The 21,768-nt window shown below is 59.1% G+C and carries 20 protein-coding genes; 12 read left to right on the top strand and 8 right to left on the bottom strand.

The features are described 5' to 3' along the window. Window positions 1-548 precede the first annotated feature (548 nt). Window positions 549-1,844 carry an NCS2 family permease gene (locus tag KDX30_RS24925; RefSeq protein ID WP_122708675.1) on the top strand — a complete coding sequence of 432 codons (1,296 nt, stop codon included), beginning with the start codon at window positions 549-551 and terminating at the stop codon, window positions 1,842-1,844. After that, on the top strand, window positions 1,841-2,932 hold the full coding sequence (trmA, locus tag KDX30_RS24920; RefSeq protein WP_231677769.1) for a tRNA (uridine(54)-C5)-methyltransferase TrmA: 1,092 nt from the start codon (window positions 1,841-1,843) through the stop codon (window positions 2,930-2,932). Before KDX30_RS24925 ends, trmA begins: the two co-directional genes overlap by 4 nt. Window positions 2,933-3,067: 135 nt before the next feature. Here trmA and araD1 read toward each other — a convergent pair whose 3' ends face one another. The 5 genes from araD1 to KDX30_RS24895 form a co-directional block, all read right to left on the bottom strand. Next, window positions 3,068-4,063 carry an AraD1 family protein gene (gene araD1 / locus KDX30_RS24915; RefSeq protein WP_231677768.1) on the bottom strand — a complete coding sequence of 332 codons (996 nt, stop codon included), beginning with the start codon at window positions 4,061-4,063 and terminating at the stop codon, window positions 3,068-3,070. A gap of 125 nt (window positions 4,064-4,188) precedes the next feature. Further along, complete coding sequence (locus tag KDX30_RS24910; RefSeq protein WP_027900495.1) at window positions 4,189-5,364, bottom strand: L-rhamnonate dehydratase; 1,176 nt, start codon at window positions 5,362-5,364, stop codon at window positions 4,189-4,191. Between the two features lie 313 nt (window positions 5,365-5,677). Then, entirely contained in the window at window positions 5,678-6,670 is a 993-nt protein-coding gene (locus KDX30_RS24905) for a 4-hydroxythreonine-4-phosphate dehydrogenase PdxA (protein WP_231677767.1), read from the bottom strand. Beyond that, window positions 6,667-7,623, bottom strand: coding sequence for an amidohydrolase family protein (locus KDX30_RS24900; RefSeq protein ID WP_231677766.1), 957 nt, complete (start codon window positions 7,621-7,623; stop codon window positions 6,667-6,669). Before KDX30_RS24900 ends, KDX30_RS24905 begins: the two co-directional genes overlap by 4 nt. After that, the gene (locus KDX30_RS24895; protein WP_231667661.1) at window positions 7,616-8,965 is read right to left on the bottom strand and encodes an MFS transporter; all 1,350 of its coding nucleotides are present in this window, start codon (window positions 8,963-8,965) and stop codon (window positions 7,616-7,618) included. The genes KDX30_RS24900 and KDX30_RS24895 overlap by 8 nt, the downstream gene beginning before the upstream one ends. A 455-nt stretch (window positions 8,966-9,420) precedes the next feature. On the opposite strand from KDX30_RS24895, the gene KDX30_RS24890 reads away from it, so the two are divergent. The 6 genes from KDX30_RS24890 to KDX30_RS24865 all read left to right on the top strand — a co-directional run bounded on the left by KDX30_RS24890 (window position 9,421) and on the right by KDX30_RS24865 (window position 15,601). Continuing rightward, complete coding sequence (locus KDX30_RS24890) at window positions 9,421-10,434, top strand: Bug family tripartite tricarboxylate transporter substrate binding protein (protein WP_231667660.1); 1,014 nt, start codon at window positions 9,421-9,423, stop codon at window positions 10,432-10,434. 60 nt (window positions 10,435-10,494) lie between these two features. Next, complete coding sequence (locus tag KDX30_RS24885) at window positions 10,495-11,028, top strand: tripartite tricarboxylate transporter TctB family protein (protein WP_027900500.1); 534 nt, start codon at window positions 10,495-10,497, stop codon at window positions 11,026-11,028. Further along, window positions 11,025-12,554: a tripartite tricarboxylate transporter permease gene (locus KDX30_RS24880; RefSeq protein WP_027900501.1), complete on the top strand. Its 1,530-nt coding sequence runs from the start codon at window positions 11,025-11,027 to the stop codon at window positions 12,552-12,554. Before KDX30_RS24885 ends, KDX30_RS24880 begins: the two co-directional genes overlap by 4 nt. A gap of 71 nt (window positions 12,555-12,625) precedes the next feature. Further along, window positions 12,626-13,570 (top strand): LysR family transcriptional regulator, encoded by a 945-nt coding sequence (locus KDX30_RS24875; protein ID WP_027900502.1) that lies wholly within the window; start codon window positions 12,626-12,628, stop codon window positions 13,568-13,570. A 161-nt stretch (window positions 13,571-13,731) separates the two neighbouring features. Beyond that, window positions 13,732-14,610 carry a KPN_02809 family neutral zinc metallopeptidase gene (gene ypfJ, locus KDX30_RS24870; RefSeq protein ID WP_122708683.1) on the top strand — a complete coding sequence of 293 codons (879 nt, stop codon included), beginning with the start codon at window positions 13,732-13,734 and terminating at the stop codon, window positions 14,608-14,610. 4 nt (window positions 14,611-14,614) lie between these two features. Beyond that, window positions 14,615-15,601 (top strand): alpha/beta hydrolase, encoded by a 987-nt coding sequence (locus KDX30_RS24865; RefSeq protein WP_231677765.1) that lies wholly within the window; start codon window positions 14,615-14,617, stop codon window positions 15,599-15,601. A 327-nt stretch (window positions 15,602-15,928) separates the two neighbouring features. On the opposite strand, the gene KDX30_RS24860 is transcribed toward KDX30_RS24865, so the two are convergent. The 3 genes from KDX30_RS24860 to KDX30_RS24850 form a co-directional block, all read right to left on the bottom strand. Next, a complete protein-coding gene (locus KDX30_RS24860) occupies window positions 15,929-16,519 on the bottom strand; it encodes an HAD family hydrolase (protein ID WP_231677764.1) in 591 nt (196 codons plus the stop codon). After that, window positions 16,516-17,385, bottom strand: coding sequence for an acyl-CoA thioesterase II (gene tesB, locus KDX30_RS24855; RefSeq protein ID WP_027897894.1), 870 nt, complete (start codon window positions 17,383-17,385; stop codon window positions 16,516-16,518). The genes KDX30_RS24860 and tesB overlap by 4 nt, the downstream gene beginning before the upstream one ends. Before the next feature lie 85 nt (window positions 17,386-17,470). Next, entirely contained in the window at window positions 17,471-18,040 is a 570-nt protein-coding gene (locus KDX30_RS24850) for a GNAT family N-acetyltransferase (RefSeq protein WP_027897893.1), read from the bottom strand. A 122-nt stretch (window positions 18,041-18,162) separates the two neighbouring features. Here KDX30_RS24850 and KDX30_RS24845 point away from each other — a divergent pair, with 122 nt between their 5' ends. From KDX30_RS24845 to KDX30_RS24830, 4 genes are all read left to right on the top strand, one after another. Further along, a complete protein-coding gene (locus KDX30_RS24845) occupies window positions 18,163-19,080 on the top strand; it encodes a histone deacetylase family protein (protein ID WP_027897892.1) in 918 nt (305 codons plus the stop codon). Between the two features lie 172 nt (window positions 19,081-19,252). Next, entirely contained in the window at window positions 19,253-20,551 is a 1,299-nt protein-coding gene (locus KDX30_RS24840; protein ID WP_231677763.1) for a TIGR03862 family flavoprotein, read from the top strand. A 100-nt stretch (window positions 20,552-20,651) separates the two neighbouring features. Then, a complete protein-coding gene (locus KDX30_RS24835) occupies window positions 20,652-20,957 on the top strand; it encodes a nucleotide pyrophosphohydrolase (RefSeq protein WP_027898419.1) in 306 nt (101 codons plus the stop codon). Further along, complete coding sequence (locus tag KDX30_RS24830) at window positions 20,954-21,703, top strand: methyltransferase (RefSeq protein ID WP_027898420.1); 750 nt, start codon at window positions 20,954-20,956, stop codon at window positions 21,701-21,703. The genes KDX30_RS24835 and KDX30_RS24830 overlap by 4 nt, the downstream gene beginning before the upstream one ends. Window positions 21,704-21,768 lie beyond the last annotated feature (65 nt).

Genomic DNA, 21,768 nt, shown 5'->3' with positions numbered 1-21,768 from the left:
TAAGGGCGCCACATATATCAGGTCCATCGCGTACAGCATTATCGTCGGAAGGCCGCCCAGACCAAGCCCGGCTCCCACAGATTCGGCGCCAGCCAGTGGTATAGGAGTTACAGATGACTTTACGCCGGACGCGGAGCTGTGGGAGCTGGGCTTGCCCGCGATAAGGGCGCCACATATATCAGGTCCATCGCGTACAGCATTATCGTCGGAAGGCCGCCCAGACCAAGCCCGGCTCCCACAGATTCGGCGCCAGCCAGTGGCATAGGAATCACAGAGGACTTTACGCCGGACGCGGACCTGTGGGAGCTGGGCTTGCCCGCGATTTAGTCGATTTGATCTACAGCTAACCGCTGTCCAGCGCTGTTTCAGAGAAATCTGAAGAATGCCGAAGCACACCACTCGTCGGCAGGCAGTCACAAAGCCGTTCGACTGGTATCATGCGCGGCTTTTTCCGACCTGCACAAAATCCGCGGGCCGCTTCGGCAGTCTGTGCTTTGCTGTTCTAGTCGATTCATTCACGACGCAGGCGCGTCACCGGGGAGCCAGACATGCTGGAACGGCTGTTTCAACTCAAGGCACACAACACCAACGTGCGCACCGAGATTCTTGCGGGCGTCACGACCTTTCTGGCGATGGCCTACATCCTGTTCGTCAACCCGAGCATCCTCGGCGCGACCGGCATGGACAAAGGCGCGCTGTTTGTCGCCACCTGTCTGGCGGCCGCCATCGGATCGGCGACCATGGGCATCATCGCCAACTACCCAATTGCCCTCGCACCGGGCATGGGCCTGAACGCGTTCTTTACCTATACCGTTGTGCTGCACTTGGGGCACACCTGGCAGGTGGCGCTGGGTGCGGTGTTTATTTCGGCGGTGATGTTCTTTGTCCTGTCGATCTTTCGTATCCGTGAATGGATCATCAACAGCATCCCGCTGCCCCTGCGCTCGGCGATTGCTGCGGGTATCGGCCTGTTCCTGGCTTTGATCGCCCTGCACAACGCTGGCATCGTGGTCAGCAACCCGGCCACCATGATCGGCATGGGTGATCTGAAGCAACCGGCACCGGTACTCGCTACTCTGGGCTTCTTCCTGATCATCGCCCTGGAAAGACTCAAGGTCCGTGGCGCCGTATTGATCGGCATTCTGGCGGTGACAATCGTCTCGATTGCTTTGGGCTTCACGCCGTTCGGCGGCGTGGTCTCGATGCCTCCTTCGCTGGCCCCGACCTTTTTGCAACTGGACATCAAAGGCGCTTTTGACGTCGGCCTGATCAGCGTGATCTTCGCCTTCCTGTTCGTCGACCTGTTCGACAACTCCGGCACCCTGATCGGCGTCGCCAAGCGCGCCGGGCTGATGGACAAGAACGGCCACATGCCGAAGATGGGCCGTGCGCTGATCGCCGACAGCACCGCCGCTATGGCCGGTTCGCTGTTGGGCACCTCGACCACCACCAGTTACATCGAATCTGCGGCTGGCGTCAGCGCTGGCGGCCGCACCGGTCTGACCGCCATCGTGGTTGCGATCCTGTTTCTGCTGGCGTTGTTCTTCGCGCCACTGGCGGGCAGTGTCCCGGCGTACGCGACCGCTCCTGCGCTGTTGTTCGTGGCGGTATTGATGGCATCTGGTCTGGCCGAAATCGATTGGGACGACCTGTCTGTTGCCGCGCCAGTAGTGATTACTGCGCTGGCGATGCCGTTCACCTACTCCATCGCCAACGGCATTGCATTTGGTTTCATCGCCTGGACAGGCATCAAGCTGTTGTCGGGCCAGTGGCGCGAGCTGAATCCCGCCTTGGTGATCCTGTCGATTCTGTTCGTTGTTAAATTGGGTTGGTTTCCGGCATGAGTGCGAGTATCCCCTTCGATCCTGCGAGCTATGACACTCAGCTCCAGGCCAAAGCAGATCGCCTGCGTGAACTGCTGGCCCCTTTTGATGCGCCCGAGCCGCAGGTGTTTGACTCGCCCAAAGAAAACTACCGGCTGCGCGCCGAGTTCCGCCTGTGGCGCGAAGACCAGAAGCGTCACTACGCGATGTTCACCCCCGGCGATAACAAGAACCCGATCCTGCTGGACGGTCTGCCTATCGCCAGCCTGCGCATCAACACCCTGATGCCAGTACTGCGCGACCGCTGGGAAGCCAGCAAGGTGCTTAACCATAAGCTGTTCCAGGTGGACTTCCTGACCACACTGGCGGGCGATGCGATGATCACCCTGTGTTATCACCGCCCGCTGGACGATGAGTGGCTGGCCGAGGCAGAAAAGCTGGCCGCCGATCTGGACGTGAGCCTGATCGGTCGCTCCAAAGGCCAGCGTCTGGTCATCGGTCGTGATTATGTGACCGAACAGCTCGAAGTTGCCGGTCGCACCTTCAGTTATCGTCAACCCGAAGGTGCATTCACCCAGCCTAACGGCACGGTGAATCAGAAGATGCTCGACTGGGCGTACGCCGCGCTGGGCGACCGTGAAGATGATTTGCTGGAGTTGTATTGCGGCAACGGCAACTTCACCCTGCCGTTGGCGACCCGTGTCCGCAAAGTGCTGGCGACCGAAATCAGCAAGACCTCGGTCAACGCCGCCTTGAGCAATCTGGCCGATAACGCGGTGGATAACGTGACGCTGGTGCGCCTGTCGGCAGAAGAACTGACCGAGGCACTGAATGAAGTGCGTCCGTTCCGCCGCTTGCACGGCGTGGACTTGAAGAGCTACGACTTCGGCAGCGTCTTCGTCGACCCGCCCCGAGCCGGTATGGACCCGGACACCTGCGAGCTGACCCGCCGCTTCGAACGCATCCTGTACATTTCGTGCAACCCGGAAACCCTGGCCGCCAACATCGCGCAACTCCACGATACGCACCGTGTGGAGCGTTGCGCGCTGTTTGACCAGTTTCCGTATACCCACCATATGGAGTCAGGGGTGTTGCTGGTTCGCCGCTAATCCTTTCCTCTGGAAACACACCCTGTGGGAGCGAATTCATTCGCGAATACGGTAGAACAGACGATAAACAGGTATCGAATGTACTGGCCTCTTCGCGAATGAATTCGCTCCCACGGGTGTTTTACCTAACCTTCGTTACAACGCCTTTATCTGCCCAATCCCCACCGCCTGCGGGCCTTCGCCAATGCCGTTTTCCAGCGGCGCACCAAACGCATCAAGGCTGATCTGGAAACGATCACCGGGTTGAGTCTTCACGCCATCGGCAAACGACAACGTTGCGGTGCCAAAGTAGTGGATGTGCACATCCCCTGGACGCAAGAACTGCGCGTACTTGAAGTGGTGAAATTCAAGGTTCGCCAAGCTGTGGCACATGTTGTCCTCGCCACTGAGAAATTCCTTCTCCCACAGCACCTCTCCATCACGCAAAACCCGACTCATGCCGGACAGATGACGCGGCAGTTCACCGACCCGCAACTCCGGGCCGTACGCGCAATAGCGCAGCTTGGAGTGCGCCAGATACAGGTAGTTACGGCGCTCCATCACGTGGTCGGAAAACTCGTTACCCAGTGCATAACCCAAACGATACGGCTGACCGTTGTCGCCGATCACATAGAGGCCGGTCAACTCAGGTTCCTCGCCCGCATCTTCAGCAAATGACGGCACCGGGAAATCAGCCCCCGGCCGCACGACAATGCTGCCATCGCCTTTGTAGAACCATTCTGGTTGAGCTCCGACCTGACCGACTCCAGGCTTGCCGCCTTCGATGCCCCATTTGAAGATCTTCATGGTGTCCGTCATGCCCGCTTCGACCTGACCGTCATGTTGATGCATTTTGTCCCGCGCCGAGGCGCTGCCCAGATGAGTCAGGCCGGTACCACTGATCAGGCAATGGGCCGGATCTTCGTGATCCAGCGGCGGCAGGATCTGGTGGTTTTGCAGCAGCGAGGCGTAATCCGGACCGGGTTCAGTGCCACGGCTGGCCACTTCATCGGCCAGACTTCTTCCGGCGCGAATGGCGGCAAGGGCCAGCTCGCGTGTGCTTGGAGTTTGACGTACTACGTTGATCGAGTTGCCATCGACGACACCAACCTGGCGTTGACCGGATTGGGTTTCAAATTGGATAAGGCGCATTAGTAGTCCCCACAGAATGAATTCTGTAGGAGCGCGCTTGCCCGCGAAGGGGTCATACCTGCCGCTAGAGATGCATCGAATGTACCGACGTCATCGCGGGCAAGCGCGCTCCTACAAATCGAGCATTACTCGATAATGTTGAAATCGCTCAGATACTCGTCGGAGATTTCCAGCCCTAGGCCCGGTTTGTTGTCGTCCAGCTGGATATATCCATTGACCGGCTGCGGCTCGCCCTTGAACACGTAGTAGAACAGCTCGTTGCCGACCTCGACGTCGAACACCGGGAAGAACTCCGCCATCGGCGAGGCGGTGGTGGACATGGTCAGGTGATAGTTGTGCATCTGTCCGGCATGGGGAATCACGGGAACTGACCAGGCTTCCGCCATGGCGTTGATCTTGCGGGCGGCGGTGATACCGCCGACGCGGTTGGTGTCGTACTGGATAACATCCACAGCACGGCGTTCCAGCAAGTCCTTGAAGCCGTACGAGGTGAATTCGTGCTCGCCGCCAGAGATCGGCATGATGCCCATCTTCTTCAGCTCGATATAGCCTTCGATGTCATCGGCGATCACCGGTTCTTCCAGCCAGCGTGGCTCGAACTCGGCCAGTTTCGGCAACATGCGGCGGGCGTATTCCAGGGTCCAGCCCATATAGCACTCGAGCATGATGTCCACATCTGGCCCGGCCAGCTCACGCAGCGCACGCACCTGTTCGATGTTGCGACGCATGCCCGCGGGGCCGTCTTTCGGGCCATAACCGAAGCGCATTTTCAGGGCGGTGAAGCCTTGATTCAGATAGCCCTGAGCTTCTTCGAGAAACAGGTCGAGGTTGTCATTGGCATAGAGCTTGGAGGCGTAGGTCCAGATTTTTTCCTTGGTGCGCCCGCCCAGCAGTTTGAAGACCGGCTTGTTCACGGCCTTGCCCATGATGTCCCATATGGCGATGTCGATGGCCGAGATGGCCGCCATGCCGATGCCTTTGCGGCCCCAGGCGTGGCTCTGGCGATACATTTTTTGCCAGATGTATTCGTTGTCGAACGGGTCTTCGCCAATGGCGATGGGGGCCAGGTATGTATCAATGATTTCCTTGGCCACACGCGGCGCCAGGGCGCAGTTACCGATGCCGACCAGACCGGTGTCAGTTTCAATTTCCACCACCAGCCAGCCATGGAAACGGAACGAGCCCATGGCATCGCCACGTTCGAAAAGGATGTCGCTGGCATTGGTGCAGAAGTGGGCCTGGGGAGGGACAACCTTGCCTTTCCATTCGAAGACACGGGTGCGGATCGCTTTGATTTTCATGGGCTGCTTTTCCTTGTGTGCCGGTATGTCCTGCATGGCGCGGGACCGGCTTTTTGTAGTTGTTGATCGACAAGTCGATGGGGAAATTTAGCCAGCTGGAAGAGGTGTCGGCTAATCACTTATGCGTATCCAGTGATAGCCTGGGGTGATCGGTTTGGAGGGAAGTCTGTCGTCAGGGTTATAGGATGTCGAAAATCATGTGGGAGCCGGGCTTGCCCGCGATAGGTTCAACACGGTATCTGATACCGAGTCGTTCTTATCGCGGGCAAGCCCAGCTCCCACAGTTTTGAATCGCGTTGAATCAGTAAGAATGTCACCCCATCCGGCAGGCGATTTCGAACGCCTGACGAATCGCGCCGACATTGGCTTTACCCTGCCCCGCGATATCAAACGCGGTGCCATGCGCGGGCGTGGTAATCGGAATCGGCAAACCACCCTGCACCGTCACGCCACGGGAGAAGCCCATCAGTTTGATCGCGATCTGGCCCTGGTCGTGATACATCGTCACCACCGCATCAAAGGCACTGGCATCGCCTTGCACCTTGAGGAAAATCGTATCGCCGGGATACGGGCCATCTGCTGCAATGCCCTGCTCCTGTGCGGTTTTAACGGCAGGACCGATGATGTCCAGCTCTTCACGGCCAAACGAGCCATTGTCGCCGTTGTGCGGGTTGAGGCCGCAAACGCCGATACGCGGACGCTCCAGGCCGTTGCGTTTAAGCGCGGTGTCGATCAGACGAATCGCTTCGACCACGCGATTCTGGTTGAGCATGCCCGGCACCGCGGACAGCGCCACGTGGGAAGTCACGCGCGAGGTCCAGAGGTTATCAAGCACGTTGAACTCACAGAACGGCCCGTCGAAACCCAGCAACTCGGCAAACCAGTGCAGTTCGTCGCTGTGAGCCATGCCCGCCATGTGCAGCGAGGTCTTGTTCAGTGGCCCGAACAACACGGCGTCGGTGGTTTTTGCGGCGGTCAATTCGACAGCGATTTTCAGCGTATCCAGGCAATAGCGCCCACCGATCACACTGGCTTCGCTGCGTGAGAACTCACCGACAGCATCGCCGCGATAGTTGAAAAACAACGGCGTGTCGTCAGTGAAAGTCAGGTCTTGCAGAGACTGCACCTGACGATAGGGAAACTCCTTACCGGCGATCTGCATGCCGCGCTGCATTTCGGCTTCGTCGGCAATCAGGATCACCTGCGCCTGGCTGCGCACCTGCGGCTCGGCCAGAAGGCGGGCAATCAACTCAGGACCAATACCGGCCGGATCACCCAATACCATCGCAATTCGAGTCTTGCTCATGCTTGATTCCTCATCTGTTCGGGCCACGTCTGTGCAGTGGCTGAAGGCTCGCAACGGTAAATACGTCGCGCATTGCTGTAAAAAAGCTGTTGCTGGTCGGCGACAGGCAAATCGCGAACGATCTGTTTGAAGCCGCTGTAGATGTCGTCGAACGAGCCGCACAGGCTGTCCACCGGAAAGTTACTGGCGAACATCGCCCGGTCTGCGCCAAACATGGCGATGATTTCCTGAACGATCCACGCGTTGTCCTCGGCGCGCCATGGTTTGCCCGGCTGGCCCAGGCCAGAAATCTTCACAACGACATTGGGCTGCTCGGCCAGTTGGCTCATCGCAGCATGCCAACCGGCCAGGCCCTGCTCGCTGCGATCAGACGGCAGCCCCGCATGGTTAAGAATGATCGTGGTGTCCGGGAAGTCTTGCGCCAGCTGTTCAGCCTCGGGGAGATTCCACCAGGGCGTCTGCAAATCGAAATGCAGGCCCAAACCGTGAAGAGCGGCAAAACTGCGCCGCCAGTGCTCGTCGCTCATCAGGCTCAGCTGCGACCCCACCTGTTCAGGTGATGTCGGCCCTCCAGGCTTGTGCCTGACGCTGCGCACGCATTTGAAAGCCGCCTGAGCCTTGAGAAGGTCAAGCGCGACCGGATGATCCAGCCAGGCCTGCGCAACGATGGCGTTGGGCACCCCGTAGCGAACGGCCAGTTGCTCGACAAAGCGCGTCTCGCCAATCGGGTCGCGGGGGTCCCATTCCGTTTCGACGTAAACGGTTTGCACTACATGATGCTCACCGGCGTCGGCAAAATACTCTGGCGGCAGGTAACGACGTTTTATCGCGGAATAATCACCGTAGCGAAACGGGATGTTGGATTCCGGGGCCAGCCACGGATGGTGATTAACCTGCGGGTCCCAGAAATGATGGTGGGCATCGACAATCGGCCCGCTCCACAACTCAGACATCCGCCACCTCCTGCTGCCCATCCAGGCTGATAAACAAGGTGGCCAGAACAAACAGTGCCGCGCAGAAGGCAAAGAATGCGAGCACTGCGCCGAAGCCACCGAAGAACTGCAGGATCACCCCGACCAGAATCGGCACGAAGATCCCGCCGATACTGCCCGCCAGATTCATCACACCGCCGATCAGGCCGACACGGGCCGGTGCGGCCAGCAATGCCGGAAAACTCCAGTACAGGCTGCCCCACATCAGGAAGAACGCAGTCATCGCCAACAGTCCGACCGCCGCGAACGGGTTGCTCAGGGTTGGCAGCATCACCAGAGCGGCCAGGGCAATCAGCCCGGAAAAGGTCAGCAAACCTTTGACCGCCAGCCCTCTACGCACGCCTTTGCGAATCAGGCCGTCACACAAAAAACCACCGGTCAGCGAGCCCAGCGCGCCGCAAATAAAGATAACGAAGGTTGCTGCGCCAATGCCTTTGATATCAAAGCCACGAGCCTGAGCCAGATAGCTCGGCCCCCAGGTCAGCAGACCGAAATAGACCATTGCCCAACTGGAGCGTCCGACCAGCAGGCCGGTCAGCGAACGCGCGGCAATGCCCAAGCCTTTGACCGGCGCACGGGCGGCCTCGGCGGCAGGCGTCGCGCGGCCCGCATTGATCTTGTCCAGTTCAGCCTGATTGACCTGCGGGTGCACCGACGGATCATCACGCAGATACCGCCAGGACACCCAGCCCAGCAGTAACGTCGCGACACCGGCAATAACGAATGCCATGCGCCAGGAGTCCAGCGTGGCAATCAGGTAGGCAATGATCAAACCGCCCAGCGCGACACCCAGCGGGCTACCGCTGTCCATCATGACGGCGCCACGGCTGCGCTCGCTGGGGGCCAGCCACAGGGAAATCAGCTTGCCGCCAGACGGAAACAACGGCGCTTCCGCCGCCCCGAGAAACATCCGCGCAAACAGCAGCGAAACGCCGCCTGTTGCGAATCCTGCCAACACCTGGAAAGTCCCCCATAAACCGGTGGACCAAGTGATGACGCGACGCGGACCGAAGCGGTCGATCATCCAGCCACCGGGAATCTGCAGCAGCGCATACGCCCAGAAGAAACTGCTGAGGATCAGGCCCTGCATGCTCGGCGACAGCTCGAACTCTTTGGCGATGGTGGGCATGGCGATGGACAGGGAAACCCGGTCGATGAGGTTGACCATGGTCAGCAGAAAGATGATGGCAAAAATCCGCCAGCGCACCGAAGTGGCTCGCGCGGTAGTGGCGACCGCCGGATTGCCGGTAACGGCAGAGACACCTGCGTCAGGCAGATGCACGGGTGCACTGGAACGATCCATGGTGCTTACCTCGTTTTTTATTGTTGTTGTGGGTGTTGCTGTGGCGCCCACTATCAGAGGCGAAGCGATAACCGTCTAATCAAAAAAATACATACGGTGATAACCCAGGGATATCTTTGAGCGCGCGCTGCCTCTCGGTAAATACTGAAACTGTAGGAGTGAGCTTGCTCGCGATTGGATCTATCAGTCGACTTCAACATGAACTGACTAGACGCCATCGCGAGCAAGCTCACTCCTACAGTCCGACTTCTTCGGCAGCCCAAAAAAGTCTCTACCCCCAGATATCACTGACACGCCTCCAAACTCGCCAACCGATAACCCCAGGCTATCGGTGTATCTGATGTTTTGAGTAGACGCCACCGCAATAGCTTCCCACACTCGACCCAAGATTTGCCGGTCCCTGCATCAGGCAAATCGCTCAAAAAACAATTACAAGAAATAGAGGTTTCATCATCATGCGAACCGCATCCTTTCGACGCGTGTCCCGTCTTCTGCTCGGCTGTTCCCTTGTTTGCGCTGGCACCCTTCCCGCCTTGGCCAATGCCTGGCAACCCGACAAGAACGTTGAAATCATCGTCGCCGGTGGCCCTGGTGGCGGGACTGATCAGCTCGGCCGTCTGATCCAGTCAATCATCACCACTCACAAGCTGCTGGACGTCAACACCGTGGTCCTCAACAAAGGCGGTGGCAACGGGGCCGAGGCGTTTCTGGACCTCAAAATGTCCGAAGGTGATGCCGACAAGCTGGTGATCGGCACCAACAACATTTACCTGCTGCCGCTGGTCTCCAAGCTCGGTTATCAATGGCAAGAGCTGACCCCGGTTGCCGCCGTCGCTGAAGACGACTTCATTCTCTGGACCTACAAAGACGCGCCGTGGAAAGACGCCAAGAGCTTCTACGAGACGGTTAAAGCCGATCCATCCAAACTGCGCATGGGCGGCAGCCAGTCAAAGGACGTCGACCAGACCCTGACCTTGCTGCTGAACAAAACCACAGGCAGCAAACTGGTTTACATCCCGTTCAAAAGCGGCAGCGAAGCCTCGACTCAACTGGCCGGGAAACACATCGCCGCCAACGTGAACAACCCCAGCGAAAGCATCAGCCAGTGGCGCGGTGATCAGGTCCAGCCGCTGTGCGTGTTCAGTAAAGAGCGCATGGGCTACACCGACAAAGTCGCCGGGGACAAATCCTGGGCCGACGTGCCGACCTGCCACGAACAAGGCCTGGGCGTCGATCAGTATCGCTTCCCGCGTACCGTGTTCATGCCAGGCAAAGTCACTGCCGAACAACGCGCGTTCTATACCGAACTGATGCGCAAAGTCTCCGAAGCTCCTGAATTCAAGGCCTACGTCAAACAGAACGCACTGGTGCCAACCTTTCTCGAAGGCGACCAACTGAGCGCCTACATCCAGCAGGACACCGCCCGCGTTACGCCGGTGTTCAAGGACGCTGGCTGGCTGCGCGAGTGAACTGACTGATCAGGCCCCACTGCCGGGTGTTCGCCCGGCAGTTATATCCGGAGGTGTTCCATGCCCCACTCTTCTGAAACATCTGCGCTGGTCGGCACTCGCTGGGTCGAGCTCGGGCTGGCGTTGTTTACGCTGCTGATCGGCGCAGTGGTGATGTACGGCAGCCTTGAGCAAGGTATCGGCTGGGGCGACGCTGGCCCCGAGCCGGGTTATTTCCCGTTCTACATCGGCCTGCTCTTGGGCTGCGCAAGCCTGGGCAATATCGTCCTCACGCTGGTGCGCTGGCAGGCACTGAACATCAGCTTTGTCAGCCGCAGCCAGTTTGCTCAAGTCCTGTCAGTGTTCATTCCCATCGCCCTATTCGTCGCAGCCATGCCGTTCACCGGTATCTACATGGCGTCGGCGGTGTTCATTGCCTGGTTCATGTGGCGTGACCGGGTTAGGGCCAAGCCTTACGGCAAACTGATGATCTGCTCGGTATCGGGCGGCGCGGTCCTGGCCAGCTACCTGATCTTCGCGCTGTGGTTCAAGGTTCCACTGGACGCAGGTCCGGTGGGTGACTGGCTGGCAATGGCCGGGAGATCGATGCAATGAGTGAATTCGACTCCCTGCTGCACGGCATGAACCTGATCCTCACTCCGGGCCATATCGGCCTGATGGTGGTCGGTGTACTGCTGGGCATTCTGGTCGGCGTATTGCCTGGCCTCGGCGCCCCAAACGGCGTGGCGTTGCTGCTGCCATTGACCTTCACCATGTCGCCGGTCTCGGCCATCATCCTTTTATCGTGCATGTACTGGGGGGCGCTGTTTGGCGGGTCGATCACGTCGATCCTGTTCAATATTCCCGGCGAGCCGTCATCGGTGGCGACCACCTTTGACGGCTACCCCATGGCCCGTGACGGCAGAGCCGCAGAGGCGCTGACCGCCGCATTCAGTTCGGCGTTGATTGGCGCACTGGCTGGCGTACTGTTGCTGACCTTTCTCTCGACACGCATTGCCGAATTCGCCATGTCGTTCAGCTCGCCGGAGTTCTTTGCGGTGTATCTGCTGGCGTTCTGCACGTTTATCGGCATGAGCAAAAACCCGCCGTTGAAAACCGTGGTCGCCATGATGATCGGCTTTGCCATGGCGGCGGTCGGCATGGACACCGTGTCCGGCAACTTGCGCCTGACTTTCGACCAACCGATCCTGATGACCGGGATCAGCTTCGAGGTCGCGGTAATCGGCCTGTTCGGTATCGGTGAAATTCTCTGCACCGTTGAAGAAGGCCTGGTATTCCGCGGCGAACATGCGCGCATTACACCGATGACGATTCTGCGTACATGGGCCAAATTACCGCGCTACTGGCTAACCATTTTGCGCAGCACGCTGGTGGGTTGCTGGATGGGCATTACACCGGGCGGCCCGACGGCTGCGTCGTTTATGGGTTACAGCCTGGCGCGCCGCTTCTCGAAAAACCGCGACAACTTCGGCAAGGGTGAAGTCGAAGGCGTTATTGCACCGGAAACAGCTGACCACGCCGCGGGCACCAGTGCCCTATTGCCAATGCTGACCCTGGGCATTCCAGGTTCGGCGACGGCTGCGGTGATGATGGGCGGTTTGATGATCTGGGGTCTGCATCCCGGCCCGACATTGTTTGTCGAGCAGCACGATTTCGTCTGGGGCCTGATCGCCAGCATGTATCTGGGCAACGTCGTCAGTCTGATCGTGGTGCTGGCAACCGTGCCGCTGTTCGCCTCGATCCTGCGCATTCCGTTCTCGATCATTGCCCCGATCATCATCATGATCTGTGCAATTGGCGCGTACTCGGTGCATAACTCGCTGTTTGATGTCGGGCTGATGTTGGTCTTTGGCGCCTTGGGCTACCTGTTCAAAAAGCTCGGCTACCCGATTGCGCCACTGGTTCTGGCGGCTGTTCTGGGCGACAAGGCGGAAGATGCCTTCCGCCAGTCGATGCTGTTTTCCGACGGGCAATTGGGCATTTTCTGGTCCAATCCGTTGGTGGGCAGCCTGACCACGGCGGCGCTGCTGATGTTGTTCTGGCCGCTGATTTCCAGTGGCATCAGAAACGCATTGGGCTGGCGCACGCGTCATGCAGCCAAAGCGAAATCCGCGCAATGAATGGCAAGGGGCTAGTAAGCCCTGACATTTCTTGTCAGGCTCAGCCCCAGACTTTTCCGCGAGACGCGATCATGACCCGTATTCCTGATGCCAACGTGATTCACAGCCGCCTGCGCCTTCGCCAGTTACGGTTGATGCTGGCGCTTCAGGAACTGGGATCGTTGCGTCGGGCTGCCGACAACATTGGCATGACTCAACCCGCTGCGACCAAGATGCTTCACGAAGCGGAAGACTTGCTCGGCGTCGAACTGTTTGAGCGCCTGCCACGAGGCATGCGCGCCACGCAGTTCGGCGAAACCGTTATCTATTACGCGCGCATGGTGTTTGCCGAATTGAGCGGCATGCGTGAAGAACTGGTTGCGCTGGAGTCCGGCAACCTTGGCCGGGTCGCAGTGGGCGCGATTCCCGCACTGGCTTCTGGCCTGCTGACCCGAACCATCGCCGAATTGAAGAAAAGCCATCCGCGTCTGTCCATGAGCATCCAGGTCGATACCAGCGATGTGCTGGTGCAGGCGTTACTGCAGGATCAACTGGACGTGGTGCTCGGCAGGATTCCCGGCGGTGCGCGCTCAGATGATCTGCTGTTCGATAGTCTGGGCGAAGAAGAACTCTGCGTGGTTGCTGGCGCAAAGCACCCCATGGCCAACGCAACGCAACTGGGCTGGGGCGACATGCAAGACATGACCTGGGTCCTGCAACAGCACCCGAGTCCGATGCGTTCGATCATCAATCAGGTGTTCCACAATGCCAGGGTCGACATCCCCAGCAGCATTGTTGAAACCACGTCGATCATGACCTTGCTGTCGCTGGTGCAACAGACTGACATGCTCGGCGTAACACCTTTGTCGGTGGTCGAGGACTATCCCGGACGCGACTTGCTGGCGGTGTTGCCGATCAAATTCGAGGCGCGGCTGCCGCCTTACGGCCTGATTACCCGTCGCCATCGTGTTCAGTCATCGGCCATGCAGGCGTTCATGAACTCAGTCAAAAGCGAACAACGTCTCGTACGTGGCTAATTACCCGGACTGACCGCGAACTATTTGCCTCCTGCTCCTCTCTACTCCTGCGCTAGATGTACGTCGTTCAACTCCCATTCAGGTCATGCGTCTGACAATCGGACTGGCGCAGGCTGTGGGTAGCAGCGACACTCCTTACAGGATTAAAAGAGGATTCCCACATGCTATGGAAAAAGGGTCGGCGCAGCGATAACGTCGTGGACGCACGTGACGGCAGCAGCGGCGGCGGTGGGATGCGCATCGGAGGCAAGGGACTCGGCATCGGCGGCGTGATCATCATCGTGGCTATCGGTCTGTTGACCGGTCAGGACCCGATGCAGATTCTCGGCCAGCTCACCGGCCAGGCGACGCAGGCGCCAACGTCCAGCGAGACCCGCCAGGCGCCACCGGCCAACGATGAACAGGCAGAGTTCGTCCGGTCGATTCTCGGCGACACCGAAGACACCTGGCGCGCTGCTTTCCAACTGGGCGGCCGCCAATATAAAGACCCGACGCTGGTGCTGTTCAGCGGTCAGGTGCAGTCCGCGTGTGGATTTGCCACATCGGCCAGCGGGCCGTTCTACTGCCCTGCCGACCAGAAAGTCTATCTGGACATGGAGTTCTTCCGCGAAATGTCACAACGCTTCAAGGCCGCAGGCGATTTTGCTCAGGCCTATGTAATTGCTCACGAAGTAGGCCACCATGTACAGACACTGCTGGGCGTTTCGGAAAAGGTTGATGCCGCCCGCCGCAGTGGACAGCGCATGGAGGGCAGCAACGGTTTGCTGGTTCGCCAGGAGCTTCAGGCTGACTGTCTGGCAGGTGTTTGGGCCTACAACGCACAAAAGCGTTTGAACTGGCTTGAGCCGGGTGATATTGAAGAAGCCTTGAATGCAGCCAACGCCATTGGCGATGATCGCCTTCAGCAACAGGGTCAGGGGCGCGTAGTGCCGGACTCGTTTACACACGGGACATCCGCCCAACGGGTTCGCTGGTTCAAAACCGGCTTTGCCCAGGGCCAACTCAACCAATGCGATACGTTCGCCGCCAAGAGCCTCTGATCACATGATGAAACCGCTGCTGATCCTGTCGTTAAGCACCCTTCTGAGTTTCAACGCTCACGCCGAGGATCAGGCGGTCACATCCATCAGCCCGGAGCGCCTGACAATCAATGGCACCCAGGCGACGCTCGGCATGAGCCTGAACTGGAATCAGCCCCGGCCGCAGATCGAGCGTGCAGTGATCGTGCTGCATGGCCGGCTGCGTAACGCACCGACTTACCTGCGCAGCATCGAACGCGCTGCCAACCAGTCGAAGCAGCGTAATAAAACCCTGCTGATCGCCCCGCAGTTTCTCGACGAGAAAGACATCACTGCGCATCACCTTGGCGACAACGTGTTGCGCTGGCATGGCGACCAGTGGATGGCGGGTGAAAACGCGGTTGGACCGAAGCCGGTCAGCTCGTATCTGGTCATCGACCACATTCTGCGTCGCCTGAGCGACAGCAAGCTGTTCCCGAACCTCAAGGAAATCGTCATCGCCGGGCATTCCGGCGGTGCGCAAGTGGTACAGCGCTACTTGATGATCGGCGGCAAGGAAGACGTGCTGCTGAAAAAGGAAGGCATCAAGCTGCGCTACGTGATCGCCAACCCTTCGTCGTATGCCTACTTTGATACCGAGCGACCGTTGCCCGTGACCAAGGTCAGTTGCCCGGGCTTCAACGAATGGAAATACGGTCTGAACGGCATGCCGCCTTACGCGGGCAAAGTCAAAACGGCCGAGATCGAAGACGATTACGTAAAACGCGACGTGACTTACTTGCTTGGTGAGAAAGACATCGACCCGAAACACCCGGCTCTCGACAGGACCTGCGGCGCAGAAGCGCAAGGCTCACAACGTCTGGAACGTGGCGAGAACTTCTTCAAATACCTGCAGAAACGTCATCCACAGGGGCTGAATCAGCATCTGGTGATAGTGCCCAATGTCGGCCACAGCGGCGACGGAATCTTCACCTCACCCCAAGGGCAGGCGGTATTGTTCAAGGATTTTTGAATCTGAACACCAATCCCCGGTAGGAGCGAACTTGTTCGCGAAGCGTCAGACCTGATTCACCGCGCAACCCCTCTCGCCAACAAGTTGCCTCCTACCCGACACCGCGCCAACCGGTACGAGCGAACTTGTTCGCGAAGCGGCAGACCTGAAACACCGAGCATCCCCTCTCGCCAACAAGTTGCCTCCTACCCGACACCGCGCCAACCGGTAGGAGCGAACTTGTTCGCGAAGCGTCAGACCTGATTCACCGCGTAACCCCTCTCGCCAACAAGTTGCCTCCTACCCGACACCGCGCCAACCGGTAGGAGCGAACTTGTTCGCGAAGCGTCAATCCAGCAAAGCCCGTATTTCCCCACAATCCTGCGCATGCCAGTCCGCCAATTCCGGCCAGGGGTTCTCCGGCAGGTTGACCAGGATGGTTTTGGTACCGGCCGCACGCCCGCAATCCAGGTCAAAACGGTAATCCCCCACCATGACCATTTGCGCGGCAGGCACCTGCCAGGCATTCGCAAAGTGCAACAACCCGGCGGGGTCTGGCTTATGCGGGGCTTCGTCACGACCGAGGATGTCCTCCACCGCAAAGCAATCCGCCAGACCAATGGCCTCCAGCGTCACATGGGCCAACTCCTGGGCGTTGCGGGTCAGGATGCCCAGACGATAACCGCGCCCGGCCAGTTCGCGAACCAGTTCAACGGCACCGGGCGCAGCTTTGGAAGCGAGAGCCAGCTCCCGCTCATGCTCCAACAGCCAGGCATGCTTGGCTGCCGCGACATCAGCAGGCAACGCCGCCAGATGCCCAAGAATGTCGTGATCCTGCGGGATATCCAGCGCACGTTTGATCGCCGGGAAATCATGGGCGGCCACGGTCAGCGTGCCGTCCATGTCGAAGACCCAGTGGCGAATCCCGGAAAGACTCATGCCCAGTCCTTGCGATGACGAATCAAACCTTCCTGGCTGACCGACGCCACCAGTTGCCCGGCGCGGTTGTAGACGCTGCCCCGGGAGAAACCACGGGAATTGCCCGCCCATGGACTGTCCATGGCATAAAGCAGCCAGTCATCAGCCCGCAGATCGCCGTGGAACCACAGCGAATGGTCGAGGCTGGCGACCTGCATATCTTTCTGCCAGACCGTCTTGCCATGGGGCAACAAAGAGGTAGTCAGCAGATTGAAGTCCGACGCGTAAGCCATCAGGTATTTGTGCATCGCAGGCACTTCCGGCAGCGAGCCGTCGGTGCGGAACCAGATGTACTTAACGGCCTCGGTCGGCTGCGGGTTGTAAGGATCGCTGGCAGTGACCGGGCGAAACTCGATAGGCTTTGGGCAGAGCATCTTGTCGCGCATGTTCTCAGGAATTAGGTGCGCCCGTTGCTGCATCAGTTCCAGCTCTGAAGGCAGGTTTTCCGGGCCAACAATTTGCGGCATCGAGGTCTGGTGCTCAAAACCCTGCTCGTCGTATTGAAACGAAGCACTGCAGGTGAAGATCGGCTGACCTTTCTGGATCGCCGTCACCCGGCGCGTGCTGAAGCTGCCGCCATCGCGAACCCGATCCACCTGATACACCACCGGCAAACCAGCATCCCCCGGACGCAGGAAATAACCGTGCAAAGAGTGCACGTGCCTTGCGTCTTCAACGGTCTGGCTCGCCGCCGACAGCGACTGCCCCAGAACCTGGCCGCCAAACAGCTGACGAAAGCCAAGGTCCTGACTGCGGCCACGGAACAGGTTTTCTTCAATCGGTTCCAGGCTCAACAGCGCAACCAGATCATCCAACACTTGGCTCATTCATTACTCCTCGCACAAACGGTTCGTCCGCCTATCAAGCGTGACAAAAGCTGAAATGATACAGAATTTAACGTCATCAGCCCCTTCAAGCTTGCAGCGTATCCAGCCATTGTTGACGAGTAATGCGATACAGCACGTGAGGCTGCAACGGATGTTCCGGCGGCAGGTTCGGATGTTCGAAGTCATCGACCGGGTCCGTGGTCATGCCGATCACCTGCATCACTTTTTGCGAAAGCTCATTGCTTTGCGCTGCGAACGACACGATCTCATCTACTCCCAGGTGCTCGAACCCACAACCCATAGCCGTCCAGGCCGCTTCGCTGGCGTAACCAAAGCCCCAGTGCTCCCGAGCCAGACGCCAGCCAATCTCAATGGCCGGAGTGAAGTGTGATTCAAAATTCACCACGCCAAGCCCGGTGAAGCCAATGAACTGGCCGGTGTCCTTGCGCTCTAGCGCCCACAAGCCAAACCCCAGCTCAGCAAAGTCCCCGCGTATGCGGCCGATCAGTGCAGCGCTTTCCAGGTAACTCAGTGGCTCAGGAAAATAGCGCATGACATTGGGGTCCGCACACATGTCGGCAAACGCCTGTAAATCGTCATCTCGCCATTGGCGCATCAACAATCGCGCACTCTCGAGTTTAAGAATCGGCTCCATCGGTTTCTCCATTAACCGGTCAGTCACTGTGTCGGCCAGTGTAGCTTTGCGTTGTTTCACAAAGCTGGGCGTTCAGGGGCAATGCTGGCACTATCCGGCTTCGACCTCTGAACGGACCCGAAATGTCCCTGCCGCTCATCTATCACGAGGATTACAGCCCGGACTTCCCGGCTGATCATCGCTTTCCCATGGACAAGTTCCGCCTGCTGCACGATCACCTGATCGACAGCGGCCTGACCAGCGACGCTGCCTTGCTGCGACCGCAGATCTGCCCGAACGACATTCTCGCACTGGCCCATGACCCTTCTTATATACGGCGTTACATGGAAGGTGACTTGTCCCGCGAGGATCAGCGGCGTCTCGGCCTGCCCTGGAGCGAGGACCTGGCACGGCGCACGGTACGTGCCGTGGGCGGTTCGTTGCTGACCGCTGAACAGGCCCTCCAGCACGGGCTGGCGTGTCATCTGGCAGGCGGCACGCACCACGCGCATTACGACTATCCAGCCGGATTCTGCATTTTTAATGATCTGGCGGTGATCAGTCATTATCTGCTGCAAAGCGGTCGCGTCGGCAAAGTCCTGATCTTCGATTGCGACGTGCACCAGGGCGACGGCACGGCGCGGATTCTCGCTGATACCGAGGACGCGATTACGGTCTCGCTGCACTGTGAAAAGAACTTTCCGGCGCGCAAAGCCGAGAGCGACTGGGACATCCCGCTGCCGATGGGCATGGGCGATGACGAATACCTGAAAGTCGTCGATGACTTGCTTAACTACCTGTTGCCGTTCTATCAGCCCGACCTGGTGCTCTACGATGCCGGCGTCGATGTCCATCAGGATGACGCCCTGGGCTACCTGAAACTGACCGACGCCGGAGTGGCCGCCCGCGATGAAGCGGTGCTGCGCCACTGCATCGGGCGCAACATCCCGGTCATGGGCGTGATTGGCGGCGGCTACAGCAAAGACCGCCACGCCCTGGCACGCCGCCACGGCATCCTGCATCACAGCGCGCAGAGGGTCTGGGTGTCGGAGGGGTTGTGAATGTCATCGCCTGAACCGACGCCTTCGCGAATGAATTCGCTCCCACAGGTGAAATACGCAATCCCCGTGGGAGCGAATTCATTCGCGAAGAGTGATGGTCTGACACCGCAAAAGCTCGATGACAATTCTCGGTTAGAATGCCCCACCAAACCGCAAAGACACGCACCTCGCCATGACCGACTTAACACCGACCACCACTCCCTCAGTCGCCATCATCGGCGGCGGCCCCGCTGGTTTGATGGCGGCCGAAGTGTTGAGTCAGGCTGGCATCAAAGTCGATCTGTATGACGGCATGCCCTCAGTGGGGCGCAAGTTTCTGCTGGCGGGCGTCGGCGGCATGAACATTACCCATTCCGAGCCTTACCCGGCCTTCCTTTCCCGCTACGCCGAACGCTCCGGCAATGTCGCTCCGCTGCTGCGCGGGTTTGGCGCGGATGATCTGTGCGAATGGATTCACAGCCTCGGTATCGAAACCTTCATCGGCAGCTCGGGCCGGGTCTTCCCTACCGACATGAAGGCCGCGCCACTGCTACGTGCCTGGCTCAAACGCTTGCGTGAGAGCGGCGTCACGATCCACACGAGGCATCGCTGGCTCGGCTGGGATATCGCAGGCAACATACGCATCGCTCGCCCCGAAGGCGAAATAACCCTGAACCCAGATGCCGTGTTGCTCGCACTGGGCGGCGCAAGCTGGTCAAGGTTGGGCTCTGACGGCGCATGGTGGCCGCTGCTGGCCGAGCGTGGCGTTGATCTCAAGACACTTCAAGCCGCCAACTGCGGTTTCGAAGTGGCTGGCTGGAGCGAGTTGCTGCGCAGCAAGTTCGCCGGTGCACCGTTGAAAAATATCGGCATCGGCATGCACGGCCAGACACCTCGCTTGGGTGAATGCGTGATTACCGACAACGGCGTAGAAGGCAGCCTGATCTATGCCCTTTCGGCGCAGATTCGTGAAGAAATGAATCAGCAGGGTTCTTCCACCGTCCTGATCGACCTGCTACCGGGCAAGGCGTCTCCAGCCATTCAGAAAGCCCTGGAAAAACCCCGGGGCTCACGTTCCATGTCCAAACACTTGCACAGCCAGTTGGGTATCGATGGCGTCAAAGCCGCCTTGTTGCGCGAACTGGCTCCGCGTGAGGCTTTCGATGATCCCGCTCAACTGAGCCGGGCCTTGAAAGCCTTGCCGCTGACCGTGATCAAAGCGCGCCCACTGGACGAAGCCATCAGTACCGCAGGCGGTGTAACCTTTGAAGCCATGGACCAGCGCCTGATGCTCAAGCAGTTACCTGGCGTATTCTGCGCCGGAGAAATGCTCGACTGGGAAGCGCCAACCGGCGGTTACCTGCTCACGGCATGCTTCGCCAGCGGCAAGGCTGCGGGGCTTGGGGTTCTGGAGTGGTTGAAGGAGACTCAACACAATTCCCCTGTGGGAGCTGGGCTTGCCCGCGATAGGGCTGGACTCGATCTAAAGTGAACCGCGTGCAGCCCTATCGCGGGCAAGCCCAGCTCCCACAGGTTCCCGGCCAGATGCACGACCGCACGGCGACGGACACAAAAATGATTCAGGACACCCCATGAACCTCGAAGAACTCACCCAACGCCTGCACCGCATCCGCGATCAGAACGACTGGAAGCAGTTTCACAGCCCCAAGAACCTGACCATGGCCGCCAGCGTGGAGATGTCCGAGCTGGTGGAAATCTTCCAGTGGCTGACCGAAGACCAGTCCCGCCAGTTGCCGCCCGAGAAGCTGGAACATGCCGGTCAGGAAGTGGGCGATATCATTCTTTATTTACTGCTGTTGTGCAGCGAACTGGGCATCGACATGGACACCGTGGTTCGCAGCAAGCTGGCTGACAGTGAACGCAGGTTTGCCAAATGAGTGATCGTCACTTCGATCAACTGGCGACCCGATTCGCCGAAAAAATCTACGGCGGTGCCAAGGGTGCGATTCGCCTCGCGGTCCTACAGGCTGACCTGACCGAAGCGCTGCCCGAACGCCCGTTGCGCGTGCTGGATATCGGTGCCGGGCTGGGCCACATGTCGTTGTGGCTGGCGGAGCGCGGCCATGACGTGACGCTCGCCGAACCGGCCGCCCCCATGCTTGAAGGTGCGCGCCAGCGATTCGCCGACGCAGGCCAGACCGCTACGTTCATTCAGGCGCCCTGGCAGGAACTCTCGGATCAACTGCATGAGCCCTATGATCTGGTGCTCTGCCACGCCGTGCTGGAATGGCTGGCCGAGCCGCACACGATCCTCCCGGTGCTGCGTCAGTTGACCAAAGCCGATGGCTGGCTGTCCCTGGCGTTTTATAACCGCGACGCGCTGATCTATCGCAACCTGCTCAAAGGCCACTTCAAGAAAATGCGCAAGAACGACATGGCGGGCGAGAAACAAAGCCTGACCCCGCAGCAGCCTCTTGATCCGCGGGAATTGGCGGCGCAACTTGAAGGCCTTTGGCGTGTCGAAACCCAGAGCGGTGTCAGAGTGTTTCACGACTACATGCCGGTGGAGTTTCAGGCCCGGGCCGAACTCGTGGACTTGCTGGAAATGGAACTGGCTCACCGTCGGCATCCCGCCTATGCAGGGTTGGGTCGTTACCTGCATTGGGTGTGTCGCCCGCTCTGATTCTCGCCAAGCGCCGGGGTGATCACAGGCAGTCCGGCGTTGCTGATCTCCGTTTCCTGTCTTAG

The organism is Pseudomonas quasicaspiana, assembly GCF_021147825.1.
Classification (GTDB): domain Bacteria; phylum Pseudomonadota; class Gammaproteobacteria; order Pseudomonadales; family Pseudomonadaceae; genus Aquipseudomonas; species Aquipseudomonas quasicaspiana.
This window is presented reverse-complemented; position numbering and strand designations above follow the sequence as displayed.

Excerpts from the sequence above, each read along its gene's own strand:
- KDX30_RS24925 (WP_122708675.1), top strand. The coding sequence starts at position 549 with ATGCTGGAACGGCTGTTTCAACTCAAGGCACACAACACCAACGTGCGC.
- trmA (WP_231677769.1), top strand. The coding sequence starts at position 1,841 with ATGAGTGCGAGTATCCCCTTCGATCCTGCGAGCTATGACACTCAGCTC.
- araD1 (WP_231677768.1), bottom strand. The coding sequence starts at position 4,063 with ATGCGCCTTATCCAATTTGAAACCCAATCCGGTCAACGCCAGGTTGGT.
- KDX30_RS24910 (WP_027900495.1), bottom strand. The coding sequence starts at position 5,364 with ATGAAAATCAAAGCGATCCGCACCCGTGTCTTCGAATGGAAAGGCAAG.
- KDX30_RS24905 (WP_231677767.1), bottom strand. The coding sequence starts at position 6,670 with ATGAGCAAGACTCGAATTGCGATGGTATTGGGTGATCCGGCCGGTATT.
- KDX30_RS24900 (WP_231677766.1), bottom strand. The coding sequence starts at position 7,623 with ATGTCTGAGTTGTGGAGCGGGCCGATTGTCGATGCCCACCATCATTTC.
- KDX30_RS24895 (WP_231667661.1), bottom strand. The coding sequence starts at position 8,965 with ATGGATCGTTCCAGTGCACCCGTGCATCTGCCTGACGCAGGTGTCTCT.
- KDX30_RS24890 (WP_231667660.1), top strand. The coding sequence starts at position 9,421 with ATGCGAACCGCATCCTTTCGACGCGTGTCCCGTCTTCTGCTCGGCTGT.
- KDX30_RS24885 (WP_027900500.1), top strand. The coding sequence starts at position 10,495 with ATGCCCCACTCTTCTGAAACATCTGCGCTGGTCGGCACTCGCTGGGTC.
- KDX30_RS24880 (WP_027900501.1), top strand. The coding sequence starts at position 11,025 with ATGAGTGAATTCGACTCCCTGCTGCACGGCATGAACCTGATCCTCACT.
- KDX30_RS24875 (WP_027900502.1), top strand. The coding sequence starts at position 12,626 with ATGACCCGTATTCCTGATGCCAACGTGATTCACAGCCGCCTGCGCCTT.
- ypfJ (WP_122708683.1), top strand. The coding sequence starts at position 13,732 with ATGCTATGGAAAAAGGGTCGGCGCAGCGATAACGTCGTGGACGCACGT.
- KDX30_RS24865 (WP_231677765.1), top strand. The coding sequence starts at position 14,615 with ATGATGAAACCGCTGCTGATCCTGTCGTTAAGCACCCTTCTGAGTTTC.
- KDX30_RS24860 (WP_231677764.1), bottom strand. The coding sequence starts at position 16,519 with ATGAGTCTTTCCGGGATTCGCCACTGGGTCTTCGACATGGACGGCACG.
- tesB (WP_027897894.1), bottom strand. The coding sequence starts at position 17,385 with ATGAGCCAAGTGTTGGATGATCTGGTTGCGCTGTTGAGCCTGGAACCG.
- KDX30_RS24850 (WP_027897893.1), bottom strand. The coding sequence starts at position 18,040 with ATGGAGCCGATTCTTAAACTCGAGAGTGCGCGATTGTTGATGCGCCAA.
- KDX30_RS24845 (WP_027897892.1), top strand. The coding sequence starts at position 18,163 with ATGTCCCTGCCGCTCATCTATCACGAGGATTACAGCCCGGACTTCCCG.
- KDX30_RS24840 (WP_231677763.1), top strand. The coding sequence starts at position 19,253 with ATGACCGACTTAACACCGACCACCACTCCCTCAGTCGCCATCATCGGC.
- KDX30_RS24835 (WP_027898419.1), top strand. The coding sequence starts at position 20,652 with ATGAACCTCGAAGAACTCACCCAACGCCTGCACCGCATCCGCGATCAG.
- KDX30_RS24830 (WP_027898420.1), top strand. The coding sequence starts at position 20,954 with ATGAGTGATCGTCACTTCGATCAACTGGCGACCCGATTCGCCGAAAAA.